This window comes from Cupriavidus sp. 291-E7, from assembly GCF_057798835.1.
Genome location: NZ_JBYOJV010000045.1, coordinates 1 through 14,610 on the forward strand (window position 1 = coordinate 1; position 14,610 = coordinate 14,610).

Sequence of the window (14,610 nt, forward strand, 5' to 3'; positions counted from 1 at the left end):
GGCTGGCATCCGACAGCAACAGTGGGCTGTATTGGCACGGCAGGGGCGTGCGCTCGCCTTCTCAAGCTCGACGCGACGCAAACGGCGGCGGCGATGAGCCTGGCGGTCAGCATGGCCTCGGGCAACAAGGCACAGTTTGGCACCGAGGCCAAGTCGTTCCAGTGTGGCATGTCGGCATCGAACGCGATTGTGGCGGCGCGGCTGGCCGCCGCCGGCCTGCAAGGCAACCTCGAAGTGCTGGAGGATCCGCAGGGATTCCTTTCGCTCTATGGGGGGCCGGCACCACGCGGCTGGGACGAACCGCTGAAAAAGCTTGGTAAGCCACTGGCGCTCGAGGAGTTCGGGCTGGCCCCGAAGCGTCACGCATGTTGTGGGTCCGCGCACAACGCCATCGACTGCGTGCTCGATCTGAAGCGCAAGCACGGTTTCACGGCAGCGGACGTCGAGACCATCGATATTCTCGTCGGCGCGAGCAACAAGAAGAACCTGCGCTACGACGATCCCGTCGACGAATTCCAGGCGCGCTTCTCGATGCACTACAACATTGCGCTGGCCCTGTTGCAGGGAACGGTCACACTGGCTGATTTCACACCCGAAGCCGTCCAGCGCAAGGCAGTGCGCGACCTGTTCAAGGTGACCCGCCTCAAAGCCCGTGCGTTCGAAGACGAGCCCAAGGACCCGGACGATCGGCCACCGCACATCGTCACCATCACGCTGAAGGATGGTCGAACGTTCGAGGCGCAGCGCATCTATGCCCGGGGACTGATTCAGGACCCCTATTCCGACGAAGAGCGGCTCGCCAAGGTTGTGGCGTGCTGTGCCTCGCTGATGTCAGCCGGCGCGCTGGATGCCCTCGTGCAGCAACTTGCCGGGTTGCGCACGCTGAAGAGCATTCGTTCCATGACCGCTACGCTGGGAGTCAAGCATGACTGAGGCTGCTATGAAGCGAAAGGCACTGGAAAGCGCCCTGCGTTTTTTTCAGGATGGCCGCTTCGCGGAAGCGTTGGCCAGGCGCGTGGCGTATCGCTCTGTCAGCGGTCCCGATGCGAAGGACGAAGATCTGCTGCCGTACTACCGGGAGATTCTGGCGCCAGACCTGACTGCGATGGGATTTCGCTGCACGTACCTCGCCAATCCCGTCACGGGCGGTTCGCCCTTCCTGCTGGCGGAGCGCATCGAGTCGCCAGAATTCCTGACGGTCCTCACCTATGGACACGGGGACGTGGTGCCGGGCTATGACGACCAATGGGAAGAAGGGCTGTCCCCGTGGTTGCTGACCCTGCGTGACGACGCATGGTACGGCCGAGGCGTGGCGGACAACAAGGGGCAGCATCTCACCAATCTGACCGCATTGCGCGAAGTCATCGCGGCGCGCAATGGCCGTCTGGGCTTTAACCTGAAGGCGCTGTTCGAACTGGGTGAGGAGCGCAGCTCGCCTGGACTGCGTCAAGTTTGCAAGGAAAACGCCCAGGTGCTTGCGGCTGATCTCTTCATCGCCTCGGACGGCCCACGCGTCAGCAAGGATCAGCCTACGCTGTTCCTCGGTTCGCGCGGCTCCGCTGTGTTCGAGCTGTCCTGCTCGCCGCGTGCTGGCGGACTGCATTCCGGCAACTGGGGCGGCATCATGAAGAATCCAGGCGTGGTTCTTGCCAGTGCCATTGCATCGATGGTCGACGGCAAGGGCCGGATCCTCGTGCCAGACCTTCTGCCGCCGCCGATTCCTGCCCCCGTGCGTGACGCGCTTGCGCGGCTGAAGGTCGACAGCGAGAGCCTCGGAAGAAAGATCGACGACGCGTGGGGCGAACCGGGCTTCACGGCTGCAGAACGGCTGCTTGGCTGGAATTCGCTGGAAGTGCTGACCTTGCATGCAGGCAACTACGCGAAGCCGGTCAACGCGATCCCGCCTGCCGCGCATGCGCACCTGCAACTGCGATTTGTAGTGGGCACGAACTGGACGGCAATCGAGGACATCGTGCGCAAGCATCTCGACCGAGCAGGTTTCCCCGATGTGCAGGTGAAGCTCGTCCGCGGGTCTCCCGCCACGCGTCTCGATCCCACCAGTCCCTGGGTGAGTTGGGCCAAGGCCGCGGTGAAGGATGTGATGGGCACGGAGCCGGCAGTGGTGCCGAACCTTGGCGGCACGGTGCCAAACGATGTCTTTTCCGACATCCTCGGGCTGCCCACGGTATGGATTCCGCATTCGTATCCGGGTTGCAAGCAGCACGCCGCAAACGAGCATCTGCCGCTCACCATCGTTGCGCAGGGACTGGCGATGATGGTGTCAGTGTTTTGGGAGCTTGGCGAGGCGGGAGCGCTGGCTGCGCGCAGTGAGCACCGCGCCGTCCAGGCGGCTTGACCGAGCGGCGCAAGGATTTTTTTGGTGGATGAAAATGGGTGATACAAGAATGTCAAAGCATTTGCTGGGACGCCGCTTCGTCGTGATGGCGCTGGGATTGGCAATGTCGGGGGTTGCCCTGGCGCAGGGTCCGGGCTACCCGTCGCGCCCGATCCAGTTGGTCGTGCCTTTTCCCGCAGGCGGCAATACCGATGTGGTGGGCCGCATGGTGGCGGCGAAGCTGGGCGAACAGCTCGGCCAGTCCATCGTGGTCGAGAACCGTGCGGGCGCTGGCACCGTCATTGGCGCGGCCTTCGTTGCGAAGGCCCCGGCCGATGGCTACACGCTGCTCATCAGCTCGGGCTCAACCTTCACCTCGGGGCCGGCCATCGCCCCGAAGCTGCCGTACGACCCCGTCAAGAGCTTCGAGCCCATTGGCCTGCTCGGCCGGAACGCGCTGGTGCTGTTGGCCGGAAAATCCGTGTCAGCGCACACATTGCAAGACGTGATCGCAGCCACGCAGGCCAAGCCGGGGGACTATAACTATGCGTCGTTTGGCAATGGTAGCACCGCCCACTTTGCTGGTGAGATGATCAAGACCGCCACGGGCATCCGCATGACCCACGTCCCGTACAAGGGCAGTGCTCCGGCAATGAATGACCTGCTAGGCGGTCAGATCCAGTTCGATATCGATACCGTTCCCGCGGCGCTACCCTATATCAAGGAAGGGCGTATCAAGCCGATTGTCGTGACCACGGCCAAGCGGTCGACACTCCTGCCCAATGTCCCGACTCTCGCGGAGAGCGGTGTGAAGCTGCCGTCCATTTCGACATGGGTAGCCATCGCCGCGCCCAGGGGACTGCCGCCGGAGACCAAGGCGAAGCTGCAGAAGGCGCTGGCCGATACGATGACGAATCCGCAGATGCAGGAGAAGCTGCTGGCCACCGGTTTCGAAGTCGGCTACGCCGATGGCAAGGCCGTGGAGGCCTTGATTGCGGAAGAGCTGCCGCGCCTGAAGTCCGTGGCGCAACAATCCGGCATCCACGCAGACTGACAATCGAGCCATGCAACCATTTGCCCTGAGTGCCGCCGAGGCATCCGAACGGATCCGCCATCGCGAATTGTCGTGTGAAGAACTGACGCGATCCACGCTGGACCAGATCGCACGCAACGAGCCGATGGTTCGCGCCTTTTCATATCTCGACGAGGATACCGTCATCCGACGTGCGCGTGAACTCGACAAGCGGCAGCCAGGGCATGCGTTGCACGGCCTGACGATCGCAGTCAAGGATGTCATCGAGACAGTCGACATGCCGACGACGTACAACGCGTCTGCCTATGCCAACCATCGTAGCGGCAAGGATGCCGCGTGCGTCGCGACCGTGCGCGCGTTGGGAGCATTGGTCATTGGCAAGACAGATACGGTAGAGTTCGGGACAAACGGCCGGCCGGCGGCCACGCGAAATCCTCACAATCTTGCGCATACGCCAGGAGGCTCATCGTCGGGCTCCGCGGCTGCCGTGGCCGCGGGTATGGCCCAGCTGGCGTTCGGGACGCAGACGGGCGGCTCCATCATTAGACCCGCTGCGTATAACGGCATCTTCGGATTCAAGCCCACGCATGGCGTAACCAGTGCCGAAGGCGCCAAGGTCTATGCGCCAAGCCTCGACACGATCGGCTGGTATGGCCGCAGCGTTGCCGACCTGGATTTGGTTGCCAGCGCACTTCAGATTTGCGATGAGGACGCCGATGCCATGCGGACGTTGCGGGGGCTCAAGGTTGGCCTGTACCGTGGTCCACACTGGGGTAAGGTCGATGCATCAGGTCAGACTGCGTTGGAATCGATGGCGACCGCCCTGTCTCGCGAGGGTGCGGAAGTATATGACCTGGAGTTGCCCGCCGATTTCGCGAGTTTGACAGCCGCACAGCAGGTCATCATCCGCCAAGAGGGCCGCCGAAGCTTCCTTCCGGAACTTGTGACACGGCCGGATGACTTGCATCCTTCGATCCGGCAGACTGCCGAAAACAATGTCGGCTACAGCCATCGCGACTTGGTCGCTGCCTATGATTTGGCCGCAACTTGCAGAAGGCAGTTCGATGCGCTGTTCGGTAACGATGGGCAGCTGGACGTGGTCTTGACACCGCCTTCACTTGGTGAAGCACCTTTCGGCCTAGATGACACCGGTAGTCCGGTGTGTAATAGCATCTGGACACTGCTGCACGTGCCATGCCTGGCGATGCCCGCCGGATTGGGCGAGAACAGATTGCCCGTCGGTGTACAGCTAATCGGGAGTCGGTTTGGTGATCGAAGTCTGCTTGATATTTCCAGCAGCATCGAGCGTCAGCTAGGTTTGCGATTCCTTGACGGGCCGATTTCAGCCGCTTGAATCTGATTTGACTTCTGGTCTCCCAGCGATCGTTATTGGTGAACCGTGAGCAACAGACGGGGCAGCGATTGCAGACGCGCGGTGGAGAATGCCAAGCTTGATAGGTCGAGCGGCGTGGCACAGAAGGGCGCTGCTGTCCATGCTATTGGATGGACCATGTTTGCGCTGCGTAGTCGAGAGTGTTGGGGTTGAGGCGCTGCTTGCGAAGCTCCATCTTGCATCAGAAGCAGAGTACGAACAGTCTCACCCTGGAAGACCAGGACTTTGGACTTCTGAAATAAGGGAGGGGGAAACAAGATTGCGACGGGGATGCGACTCCTGAGACATCGATGACCGAAAGTGGTTCGGAGCGCTGGTCAGCGGCTAGTTCCGAATCAATAACTGTTCTACGGTCTCGGGCGTATGCCCATCGAGAAACTGCAGTCGTCCCAGCCCGTATCGTCGTTATAGACTTCACTTGCCAGGAAGGGGCCTAGGCGCGTCGCAATCCGATCGTAGCTGGCGGTCGTGTTTGCCGGTGCCGATGACCGATCCTCGTTGGTTTTGCCCCCTGCGCTTCCGGACACGGCATCACACCAAGGTTGATGATTCCGCCTTGCGTTTGAACTCGCGAGGCGACGCGCTATGTGGGTGTTTCTCGTTGAAATATTCGAACGCAGTCGCCAGATTACGAACTGCGGTCGCAGCGTCCGGCTTGGGCATGAAGGCCTCACAAACTTGGTTTGCAGATCGTCTCATCAACATCTAGTTGCAAGGCCGATACTCAAAGGGCGGCAGCCTTATGCGTCACTCTTTCGATGGGTGGCCCTCGGAGGGCAACTCTGGTAAAAACGGGGCCCAAAGGATGTCAGCCGTACTGCTTCACCGCGATGCCTCCTTTATTGTGTTCGAAGACGAGCCGGAAAAAGGAAGTGTCGAAATGGAGAAGCGTCGTCAGAAAAGATTGCGTGCCCACATCAAGGAATTCGTTCTTCCACCGATCACTGATGGGCTCGTACTTGGCCGCGCCTCTCCCATCGGCCATGTCGCTGTCGGGCGTGCACTCAGTCTGCTTTCCACAACTGCGTTCGAGCATATCGAGATTGACGACGACGTGATTTCGGACATTCTCGTTCGAAAGGCGCTGCTGCGCAAAATACCGGCCGAGGAGCTCAAGACGTTCATTCTTGAGGAAGTCAAGCCAGCCATGGGTGTGGAGGAGATCCTTCACCTTGCTTTGGAAGTAGAGCTGTTTGTAGATCAAAAGCTGGGATAAGGCTTCGTTGATGGACACATTGCTTGTTTTGAATTGCCTTGACTTAAGCGTACGGCGAGTAGCACTTGATCAGCGGCTCCGCGATCTCGTGGGGTTGGACAACACAGCTACCAACGTCTTTGCTGTTTTCGATGAAGGTGAAGATTTTCTCGGTGTAGTGACGGATTCCCAGGCCACGCTGTTTCCTGGTCGCATCTTCGCGGACTTGATCGTGCGCCGTCCACCTCAGCCAGTCCTGGAACATGACAATGCCATCCAGTTGCTGAAGCGAATGCGCAAGGAGGGTAGCGATCATTTGCCGGTGCGCGACGCTGACGGTCGCTATGTCGGTATTGTTTCTATGGCCTCGCTGCTTGCCGAACTAGTTCGGCGCAGTGATATCTACCGTCAAGAGCGCGAGGTGCTCGTAACTCAGTTGCGGGCGGAGTTGGAGAACCGTAAGGTTTCGAGAAACATTCTGGAGTCAACGAGCGACGCCGTGCTAGTCCTTGATCGGACTCAGAGGATCCAGTTCGTCAACGGAGCCTTCACGGCAGCAATGGGCTATGCTCGCAAGGAGGTTCTTGGACGGAAAGCCGGGCTGCTGCGTTCAGGCCGTCATGGGCGGGGGTTTTACAAGGCGATATTTACCGGCTTGCGGGACGAGGGACGGTGGGAGGGAGAGGTATGGCTGCTGCGCGCGGATGGATCGATAGCGCCGGATTGGCTAACCGTTAAGACCGTTCGTGACGATAGTGGCGACCTACTCAGCTATGTGGTCATGTTTGCGGACATCGCACAGCGTGAAAGCCTCCGAGCCCAGTATCTGCATCTCGCCTACTATGACAGTCTGACTGGCTTACCCAATCGGCGTCTGTTTCAGGATCGCCTGATCCATGCCATTGAGCGCTCAGCGCGCAAAGGTACGGAGTTCTCTCTTCTATTTCTCGACTTGAATCGTTTCAAGGATGTCAACGATACGCTCGGTCATTCCTATGGTGACCGCCTGCTGAAAGTGGTCGGCGATCGATTCAAGAAGTTGATGAAAGAGACGGATTTTGTGGCGCGTATAGGAGGTGATGAGTTTACTTTCATTCTCCATGATGCAACGAGTTCGGATCATGTCCAAGCTGTTGCGCGGAGAATGTTTGAGGAACTGGCAAAGCCTATCGTACTCGATGGCACACAAAGCTATGTTTCAGCCAGCATTGGCGTCAGCCGCTTTCCCGTAGATGGGACTACCGCAGAGACGCTCATCATGAACGCTGATGCGGCTATGTACAGTGCCAAAGAGGATGGCATTGGCGCTTGCCACTTCTTTTCTCGTGGTTTGCACGACAGAGTTCTCAACCGGCTTGACATGTCCAACGCGCTGCACCGAGCGCTGGAGGAGAGCGAATTCTCGCTTGTGTGGCAGCCTCAGGTGTCGCTCGCTACGGGAAAGATTGTCGGTGCAGAGGTATTGTTGCGTTGGATGCGAGAGGGGAGGAACCCAGTTTCACCGGCCGAGTTCATTCCGGTGGCGGAGGAGACGGGGGTGATTGGAGCGATTGGCGACTGGGTCCTTCAGGAGACGTGTCGTCACGCATCGCGTCTCGAGGGGTTATCAATCGATCCCGCCTTCCGGATAGCCGTGAATTTTTCGCCGCTACAGCTACGATGGCATGGGCACGAGTCAGTCTTGAGCACCTTCGAGCGGTTTGGAATTGACTGCAAGCGCTTCAAAATCGAGCTGACGGAGAACTCACTATTCGTACACAAGGACGGATTACTCGAGTTCGTACAGGAACTGGGTGCTGCAGGTGTCGGCATTGCAATTGACGACTTCGGCACCGGCTACAGCAATTTGTCGAGCTTGAAGCATTTGCCCGTGAGCGAGCTTAAGATCGACAGGGCGTTTATCCAGGATATGCAGACGTCGGTCAGCGATAAGCAGATCGTTCAGGCAATGATCGGCATGGCTCATATGCTGGGACTCCGCGTTGTCGCTGAGGGTGTAGAGCATCCCTGGCAGGTTGCTGTGCTGAAGGAGTTTGGTTGCGATATCGGCCAAGGGTACTTGTTCAGCAAGCCGGTGGATTTTGAAGTGCTACTTACACTCTTGGCTTCTCAGCGTGCTGCCGTGCCATCCGCCCTTTCAGGGAGCGATCAGTAAGATCGTCATAGCCCTTAATTAGCTTGGGGGCTAACCTCGAAAGCGGGCAGCCTGATCCAGGGCTTGGGTCACGTAATGCCCGGAAATGCCAAAGTCCGCCACAAGGTCGACGGCCTCCTTGGTGAAGTCGTCAACGATGGTCAGCGCCTTGATGCGCCGACCGCTGGCCAACGCATCGCTCACGAAATCCATTGACCAGACCTGATCGGTCCCGACGGCTGCTCAAGCGCCTGCCGCTCGACCGTGACGCCATGACGCTTGCGCCGGCGTCTGGCGGCACGCCCGGCCTCGCAGTACAGCCGGTAGACGCGTTTGTGGTTGACGTGAACGCCTTCTCGCCGTACCAATGCGTGCAGACGCCGATAGCCAAATCGGCGTCGCTCACCGGCAAGCTCGATCAGCTTGGCCTGCAACCGGTTGTCGGGCTGCACCTTGGCGCTCGTAGCGCAGGACCGTGCGTGACAACCCCACCAACTGACAGGCCCGGTGATCGGAAATCGTAGTCAACTCCTGCATTGCCTTGGCTGCCTCACGCTTTTGTTGTGGGGTCAGCGCTTTCGGCCAAGCGCTACCTTCAGGGCTTCGGCATCCAGCCGCTTGATGCGGTCACCTAACCAATGGAGCAGTTGGTGAAGGCGCCCACACGTTTAGCATACTAGGCTGCATTTCCGATGCATGCACCCGCTCATGCTCGCACCAACGATATTTGATTGAATCGCGCATATTCTGTCTGCCGTTTTCGAAATATCTCGTGAAATCCGGGTTTCCACTGGCGACTTTTGCCGAAAACGATGGATACAATGATCGAAACAGTCATTTAAATGTGCTCGATCTGCTCAAATATGCGCCATGCGCTACGCCCAATTGCGGCCGATGCGGATGGTCAACTACGTCCGCGACGACGCTTCGGGGCGACATCCGCCTCCGTCAAACCATACTCGGCCATAAGACCACGAATCCTCTCAATGACACCCGCCACCTCTTCAGCGCGCATTTTCGAGAGCTTCGCTGCCGATACGCATGGGGCAGACAAAAGCCATGTACGCATCGGCAACTTCGACTTACCGTTGCTTATGCCTGACGAGTATCCGTCAGCCACAAAGCTCGGCCCATGCGGGGGGACGTCACCGGCCTTGTCTGAGCAGGTATGTTGGTGTCCGCCGTTCGTGCTATCGAATCTTCGCATTCGATCTCTCGCATGGCAATGGCGGCGACGACGCCCGAAACGAACGTGACCGCAGCGATTGCCAGAATGGCATTGGCAAAGCCGAAGCGGTCTGCGATGAGTCCCGCCGAAAGTGCGCCGATCGCATAACCGAGGTCTCGCCAGAATCGATACACGTTCAGTGGTCGAGCCCGCCAGTAGGCTCTGAAGCGTCCGATACAGATGCGATCAGGGTTGGGTACGCCATTGCGATAAGGCCAGCAGGTCCCGGGCTGGCGAATCGGCTGACCTCCTCTTAAAGTCACCCAAACGGGTGAGGGAGCCATGACTAGGAATCTACTGTGGGTCGATGAGGAATACCGAGGGACTGTTCTGGACTCCGCACTCGCACCTGTCACCGATCGATTCGGGGGTGGATTTCTCGAAAACGGTCGTCTATTTGCAGGGATGTTCAAACATCGCCTATTCTGTCCAGTGCGACAGGTAAAAATCTGCGCGAGACTACAAGAAGTAGAAGGGGGATAGTCCTCCAATCGGACTGCGCTGCGAAGGATGCGTGGTCCGAACGCAGCATTTGCCGGGGTCAGGGGTAATCACCGCACGCGGGCCGATTGAAGGCCCGTGGGCGGTTAATCCGCTGACAAAAACATGGCAAACACCTTCCTGTTTAGCAAGCCCTTCACATTCCTCGCCTGCCCGGGCATGCCGGAAATCAGGGCCGGCATCGACGCACTGGAGTCGCTCCCCGGCCATTTGTTCTGGCTGGAAAACGAAGATTTTATTCGGCGGGTCCACGTACCGGACTTTCTGCAGCAGAGCCGCGCCGCCCTTGAAGCGGTGATGCCGGACGGACCTGCGCTGGTCGACGCGCAGGTCGACGATATTCGCCGTAGTACCAGTCTCCTGCCGGAGCTGCAGTGTCTGGATCCGGACGTCGCTGCGGCGGCTCACTCATATTGCTATTGGCGTTACTCCGCGGACGTGCTCGGACGATCGCAAGGCATTCCCTGTAGCGCGATCGAGCGTCAATTCGACCGGGCGGCCGCACCGCGCGACGGCGCCCACAAGCTGCAATGGATGTGTCCGTGCTGCGATGGACAGGCGCGCTATCAGGTCGATGGCCTGCTGGCGATGCAGCGCCCGGTGAGGCAGGGCGGCTTCTCCGTCGAGTGCCCGCACTGCGGACATCGGGAGCGGCTGTACGCCGGTTTCCTGCATGCTGGCCGCCTGGAATGTCGTTGCTCCGTTTGCGTGAGCTATGTGCAGACGCTCGCCGGCCAACTAGCGAGGCCCGCGCGCAAGCTGTCTGCAAGACTCGAAGAGTTTGCCTGGAAACATGCTGTCGATACGGTTACGGAAATCCGCGAACGCAAGGACGCGTCCTTGCAGAGGCTGGTGCAAGGCGAGAGCCCATCGGACAACGCGATGGCTTTCGCAGTGGCCGTCCAGTCAGGCGACGGTCGGTCAATCCCCGATATTCTCGGGCAGCTCGATTCCACCCTCGAAGGCAAGCTGGACATGAACCCGAGAGCCTGGGCGCTGTTGTGTGAATTGCTGCATGAAGGGGTGCTGGACTGCGAATGCACAATTTACGACCAGAAGGGGTGCCAGCGCGCGGCGCTGGAGATCGCTTTGCAGGAAGATGATCGGCCCGCTGCAGGGAATGCCACGCTGGACAATCTCGATACCGTGCTGAAGGGCTATCAGGTATCCGCACCCGACACGTTCGCGCGCTGGTTGCAAGCATTGAAGCGGCTACAGCTTTGCACCGCCCGGTTCAATGCCGCCGTTGACAGTTGCTGGCAACCCAATCTGGAGCACTGCCGCATCTTGATTGCCCGACGGCATGATGGGACGGCATCCGGACCACACCACGGTATCGCGCGGCGGCCCCTGGTCCGTCGCGTGCGCCGGCCGGGACACCCCGTCTATCTGGATGCCGAACTGGAGGCCGTGCAATTGCTGAGATCGCTCGGCTACATCGTTCTCAGTCCGGAGGAAATCTGCTCGCAGCAGGACCGTCTGGAGGACATATCTTGACAAAGCACCAGAGACGAACAGCATTGACACAGAGACTGCAGTGAAACGGCATTTGTAATCGATACCCATACAGGAACGCTTCGAGCCCGGCCGCCGGATTGGCTCGCGAGCCGCGGGCTTGATGCTTCCGTTTATGCGTCCAATGTGCTCCCTGTTTTTGCCGAAGACCGCATTCGGCAAACATCACAAGAACGTCCGATAAGCCGAGATAAGCGGTCATCCATCACAAGCTGGCCAACGGGCATCGCCGCGATGATTCCCAGCATCGACACGGCCCAAGTGTCACTTGCCATGCGGGGCTGGAGACTCATGGCCGTTTGCGCCGGGCCAACGAGGTGGTGGCTGAATTTCAAGGAAAGACCCCATTAGCCGCGCACTGGGGCAACCGGAAAAAAGGCATCGGCCGACATGATGTCACTGGACGTTTCACGACATCTGTGGATCGCTCGTGTTGATCCGCGTCGACGCACCTACGCGACCGGCATCTACACTGTAACGGCCCGGCCAATGCCGTATTGACGAACAGCGCTTTGGCGTTCGCGTGACAGGAAGACTTGCACTACAAAGCCGTTGTGATAGCGTGTCGTGTGTCCATGCTATCTGACTATCGTGATGGAGCTTAACCTCGAACAAGTAAAAGAGATCTATCGAGACGCAATTGACTCGAAGGCATGCGACGGAGAAGGTCACGACTGGTGGGCGTCGGTCGCGGCAGATGTGTCGGCCGTGGTCGGCGCACCAAGTATCAGGAGTGCGTCCGATCGCCTCGCTTGGTGGCATTCTGAATGGGAGTGGGAACAGATCGGAGACTCTGCTTCGGCAGCCGCCAAGCGGATACGTTGTTCAGCCCAGCGCCTAATGTTGCGGTAGCGTAGGCTCACTGTATAAGGGCGCCCAACTCAGCGTCGCTTACGTCGCAGGCAGAAGTGCATGCGCGACTGCCCAGGGCAGCAGTTCCTCGATCCGGTTGATCGGATGATCGGCGATGCGGTTCAGCACGTGGCGGAGGTACGCCTCTGGATTGAGGTCATTGAGCTTGGCCGTGCCGATGAGGGTATAGATAGCGGCGGCCCGTTCGCCGCCGCTATCGGCGCCAGCGAATAAATAATTCTTGCGACCCAACGCGACGGCGCGCAGCGCGCGTTCGGCGCTGTTGTTGTCGATCTCCAGTTGCCCATCGCCGGCATAGCGCACGAACGCCTCCCAGCGCTTTAGCGTGTAGAGGATGGCTGCCGTGGTATCGGACTTGCGCGAGAGCTTGGCCGCCGTCTCTTCCAGCCAGGCCTTGAGCATTACTAGTCGCGGTACAGCCTCGCGTTGCCGGATCTCCCGGCGCAGGTCCGGTGGTTGCCCTCGGATCTCGCGCTCGATGTCATAGAGTTCGCCGATGCGCGCCAGCGCCTGTTCGGTCACGGCATTGGGCCTCACCGCATGCAGCTCGTAGAATTTGCGTCTGGCGTGAGCCCAGCAAGCGGCTTCTTGCACTCGCCCTGTCTCATAGACGGCGTTGAAGCCAGCATAGGCATCGGCTTGCAAGGTGCCGGCGAAGGACCGCAGATGGTGTTGTGGGTGTTCCCCCTTGCGATCGGGCGAGTAGGCAACCCATACCTCCGGTGGCGCGGCATCAGCCGATGACCGGTCGTCGCGCACATAGGTCCACAGCCGCGCGGTCTTCGTCTTGCCATTGCCCGGTGCCAGCACCGGGATCGGCGTATCGTCGCCGTGCACCTTGTTGCCACTCATCACGTAGCGCTCCACGGCCGCCACCAGCGGGCTGAGCAATGCCGAGCAGCCGCCGACCCAGTCACCCAGTGTCGACTCGGGAAGGTCGATCCCTTCACGTTCCCAGCGAACGCGCTGGCGATACAGCGGTTGGTGATCGCAGAACTTTGAGACCAGCACGTTGGCAAGCAAGCCAGGACCGGGAATGCCGCGGTCGATGGGACGGCTGGGCGCGGGAGCCTGCACGATGCGATCACAGCCAGTGCAGGCGAGCTTCACGCGCCGATGTCGGATGACACGTAGCCGCGCGGGGACGAGTTCGAGTTGTTCGGAGACGTCTTCGCCAAGTACTTGGAAGGCGCCACCACATGCGCAGCACGTGGTCTCCGCCGGCATGTGAATCAAGTCCTCGCGGCCCAGGTGCGCAGGTGGCGGGTTACGTCCACCGTTGCCACAGGCAGTGCGCGCGCGAGGTGCACTTGCCGCAGCGACGCCTTCATCGGTCTGCAGTTCCTCGAGCTTGAGTTCAAGCTGCTCAATCTGCCGGTCCAGCTTCTCGGACCTGTGGCCGAACTGCTGGCGCTTGAGTTTGGCAATCAGCAATTTGAGGTGTTCGATCTCGATCGCATGGTCGCGCAGTGCGCTGTCACGCGCGATGATCATCGCCTTGAGGGTGGCGATGTCATCGGGAAGCGTGGCGGGATCGGTTTGCATGTCCCGCAGTGTAGGAAGCGGCGCAGCAGTTTACAAGGCGAGTGTCGGGCGCCAGGTCCGTTCTGGCTTGCGCCAGTCGATGCCCTCGAGCAGCATCGAGAGCTGCGCCGGCGTCAGGTGAACCTTGCCGCTGTCAGCCTGGGGCCAGACGAAGCGGCCTCGCTCCAGACGCTTGGCCAGCAAGCAGAGACCGTCACCGCTCCACCACAGCACCTTGATCAGGTCGCCGCGCCGGCCGCGGAAGACAAAGACGTGACCGCTGTACGGGTCCTCAGACAGCGTGGTGTGTGCCTTCGCAGCCAGGCCATTAAAGCCGCAGCGCATATCGGTGATCCCCGCAGCCAACCACACCCGTGTTCCGGCAGGCAATCCAATCATGCCGTTAGCGACGCCATCAGCGCATTCAATATAGCAACGTCGACGGGACCGGTAAGGCGGATCGTGCCTCGCTCAAGTCGGATCTCCACGGCACCTTCGTGCCGCAACGCAGGAACGACAGGCATGGAGGAAATGTCCTCGACGGTCACCGGCAGCATCGTGGACGAAGACTCTTGCTCGCCATCGAGAGCCATGCGGCGCCACTTGAAGACCTGATTCGTATTGAGGCCGTTGGCCAGCGCAATGGCTGACACAGACGCATTGGGCCGCAAGCATTGCGCGACGACGTCGCGCTTGAAAGCTTCGGAGAACCGGCGTCGTTGGATGCGCCCCTCTAAAACGGGTTCGGGCAGTGAACCGCCCCGGGTTTAGTGGAGGCTTCAATTCTTGAGAGAATGGAGCCCATGAGCAAGCAAACCAAGTTTTCCCCCGAGGTCCGAGAGCGGGCTGTACGTCTGGTTCGAGAGCAGCGCAGCGAGC

The 14,610-nt window shown here is 59.8% G+C and carries 10 protein-coding genes and 4 pseudogenes; 8 read left to right on the forward strand and 6 right to left on the reverse strand.

All coding sequences use genetic code 11. The annotated features are described in order from the left end of the window. The 4 genes from AC3FLX_RS33220 to AC3FLX_RS33235 form a co-directional block, all read left to right on the forward strand. On the forward strand, positions 1-933 hold a 933-nt coding region (locus AC3FLX_RS33220; protein WP_488701540.1), incomplete at its 5' end, for an MmgE/PrpD family protein. Continuing rightward, a complete protein-coding gene (locus AC3FLX_RS33225) occupies positions 926-2,356 on the forward strand; it encodes a M20 family metallopeptidase (RefSeq protein ID WP_488701487.1) in 1,431 nt (476 codons plus the stop codon). The genes AC3FLX_RS33220 and AC3FLX_RS33225, both read left to right, overlap by 8 nt. Before the next feature lie 49 nt (positions 2,357-2,405). After that, the gene (locus AC3FLX_RS33230) at positions 2,406-3,389 is read left to right on the forward strand and encodes a Bug family tripartite tricarboxylate transporter substrate binding protein (RefSeq protein WP_488701486.1); all 984 of its coding nucleotides are present in this window, start codon (positions 2,406-2,408) and stop codon (positions 3,387-3,389) included. 10 nt (positions 3,390-3,399) lie between these two features. Continuing rightward, positions 3,400-4,722 (forward strand): amidase, encoded by a 1,323-nt coding sequence (locus AC3FLX_RS33235; RefSeq protein ID WP_488701541.1) that lies wholly within the window; start codon positions 3,400-3,402, stop codon positions 4,720-4,722. A 570-nt stretch (positions 4,723-5,292) separates the two neighbouring features. On the opposite strand, the pseudogene AC3FLX_RS33240 reads toward AC3FLX_RS33235, so the two are convergent. Continuing rightward, positions 5,293-5,430, reverse strand: a pseudogene (locus AC3FLX_RS33240) (IS3 family transposase); the annotation flags it as partial. 136 nt (positions 5,431-5,566) lie between these two features. Here AC3FLX_RS33240 and AC3FLX_RS33245 point away from each other — a divergent pair. Together AC3FLX_RS33245 and AC3FLX_RS33250 are read left to right on the forward strand one after the other, a co-directional pair. Next, complete coding sequence (locus AC3FLX_RS33245; protein WP_488701542.1) at positions 5,567-5,977, forward strand: hypothetical protein; 411 nt, start codon at positions 5,567-5,569, stop codon at positions 5,975-5,977. A 10-nt stretch (positions 5,978-5,987) separates the two neighbouring features. After that, positions 5,988-8,111: a putative bifunctional diguanylate cyclase/phosphodiesterase gene (locus AC3FLX_RS33250; RefSeq protein WP_488701543.1), complete on the forward strand. Its 2,124-nt coding sequence runs from the start codon at positions 5,988-5,990 to the stop codon at positions 8,109-8,111. Positions 8,112-8,144: 33 nt separating this feature from the next. Here the strand turns inward: AC3FLX_RS33250 and AC3FLX_RS33255 are convergent. Then, positions 8,145-8,704: pseudogene (locus AC3FLX_RS33255) on the reverse strand (IS3 family transposase); the annotation flags it as partial. 604 nt (positions 8,705-9,308) lie between these two features. Beyond that, a pseudogene (locus tag AC3FLX_RS33260) lies at positions 9,309-9,526 on the reverse strand (MFS transporter); the annotation flags it as partial. Positions 9,527-9,924: 398 nt separating this feature from the next. Here AC3FLX_RS33260 and AC3FLX_RS33265 point away from each other — a divergent pair. After that, positions 9,925-11,316, forward strand: a complete 1,392-nt coding sequence (locus tag AC3FLX_RS33265) for a hypothetical protein (protein WP_488701544.1) — start codon at positions 9,925-9,927, stop codon at positions 11,314-11,316. Positions 11,317-11,556: 240 nt separating this feature from the next. Continuing rightward, positions 11,557-11,808 (forward strand): annotated as a pseudogene (locus AC3FLX_RS33270) (Tn3 family transposase); the annotation flags it as partial. Positions 11,809-12,225: 417 nt separating this feature from the next. Here AC3FLX_RS33270 and tnpC read toward each other — a convergent pair. From tnpC to tnpA, 3 genes are read right to left on the reverse strand one after another with little or no spacing between them, the layout of a single operon-like run. Continuing rightward, on the reverse strand, positions 12,226-13,752 hold the full coding sequence (gene tnpC, locus AC3FLX_RS33275; protein WP_488701545.1) for an IS66 family transposase: 1,527 nt from the start codon (positions 13,750-13,752) through the stop codon (positions 12,226-12,228). Between the two features lie 30 nt (positions 13,753-13,782). After that, entirely contained in the window at positions 13,783-14,130 is a 348-nt protein-coding gene (tnpB, locus tag AC3FLX_RS33280) for an IS66 family insertion sequence element accessory protein TnpB (protein ID WP_008650705.1), read from the reverse strand. Beyond that, the gene (tnpA, locus tag AC3FLX_RS33285) at positions 14,127-14,483 is read right to left on the reverse strand and encodes an IS66-like element accessory protein TnpA (RefSeq protein ID WP_488701546.1); all 357 of its coding nucleotides are present in this window, start codon (positions 14,481-14,483) and stop codon (positions 14,127-14,129) included. The genes tnpB and tnpA overlap by 4 nt, the downstream gene beginning before the upstream one ends. Positions 14,484-14,610 lie beyond the last annotated feature (127 nt).

Excerpts from the sequence above, each read along its gene's own strand:
- AC3FLX_RS33225 (WP_488701487.1), top strand. The coding sequence starts at position 926 with ATGACTGAGGCTGCTATGAAGCGAAAGGCACTGGAAAGCGCCCTGCGT.
- AC3FLX_RS33230 (WP_488701486.1), top strand. The coding sequence starts at position 2,406 with ATGTCAAAGCATTTGCTGGGACGCCGCTTCGTCGTGATGGCGCTGGGA.
- AC3FLX_RS33235 (WP_488701541.1), top strand. The coding sequence starts at position 3,400 with ATGCAACCATTTGCCCTGAGTGCCGCCGAGGCATCCGAACGGATCCGC.
- AC3FLX_RS33245 (WP_488701542.1), top strand. The coding sequence starts at position 5,567 with ATGTCAGCCGTACTGCTTCACCGCGATGCCTCCTTTATTGTGTTCGAA.
- AC3FLX_RS33250 (WP_488701543.1), top strand. The coding sequence starts at position 5,988 with ATGGACACATTGCTTGTTTTGAATTGCCTTGACTTAAGCGTACGGCGA.
- AC3FLX_RS33265 (WP_488701544.1), top strand. The coding sequence starts at position 9,925 with ATGGCAAACACCTTCCTGTTTAGCAAGCCCTTCACATTCCTCGCCTGC.
- tnpC (WP_488701545.1), bottom strand. The coding sequence starts at position 13,752 with ATGCAAACCGATCCCGCCACGCTTCCCGATGACATCGCCACCCTCAAG.
- tnpB (WP_008650705.1), bottom strand. The coding sequence starts at position 14,130 with ATGATTGGATTGCCTGCCGGAACACGGGTGTGGTTGGCTGCGGGGATC.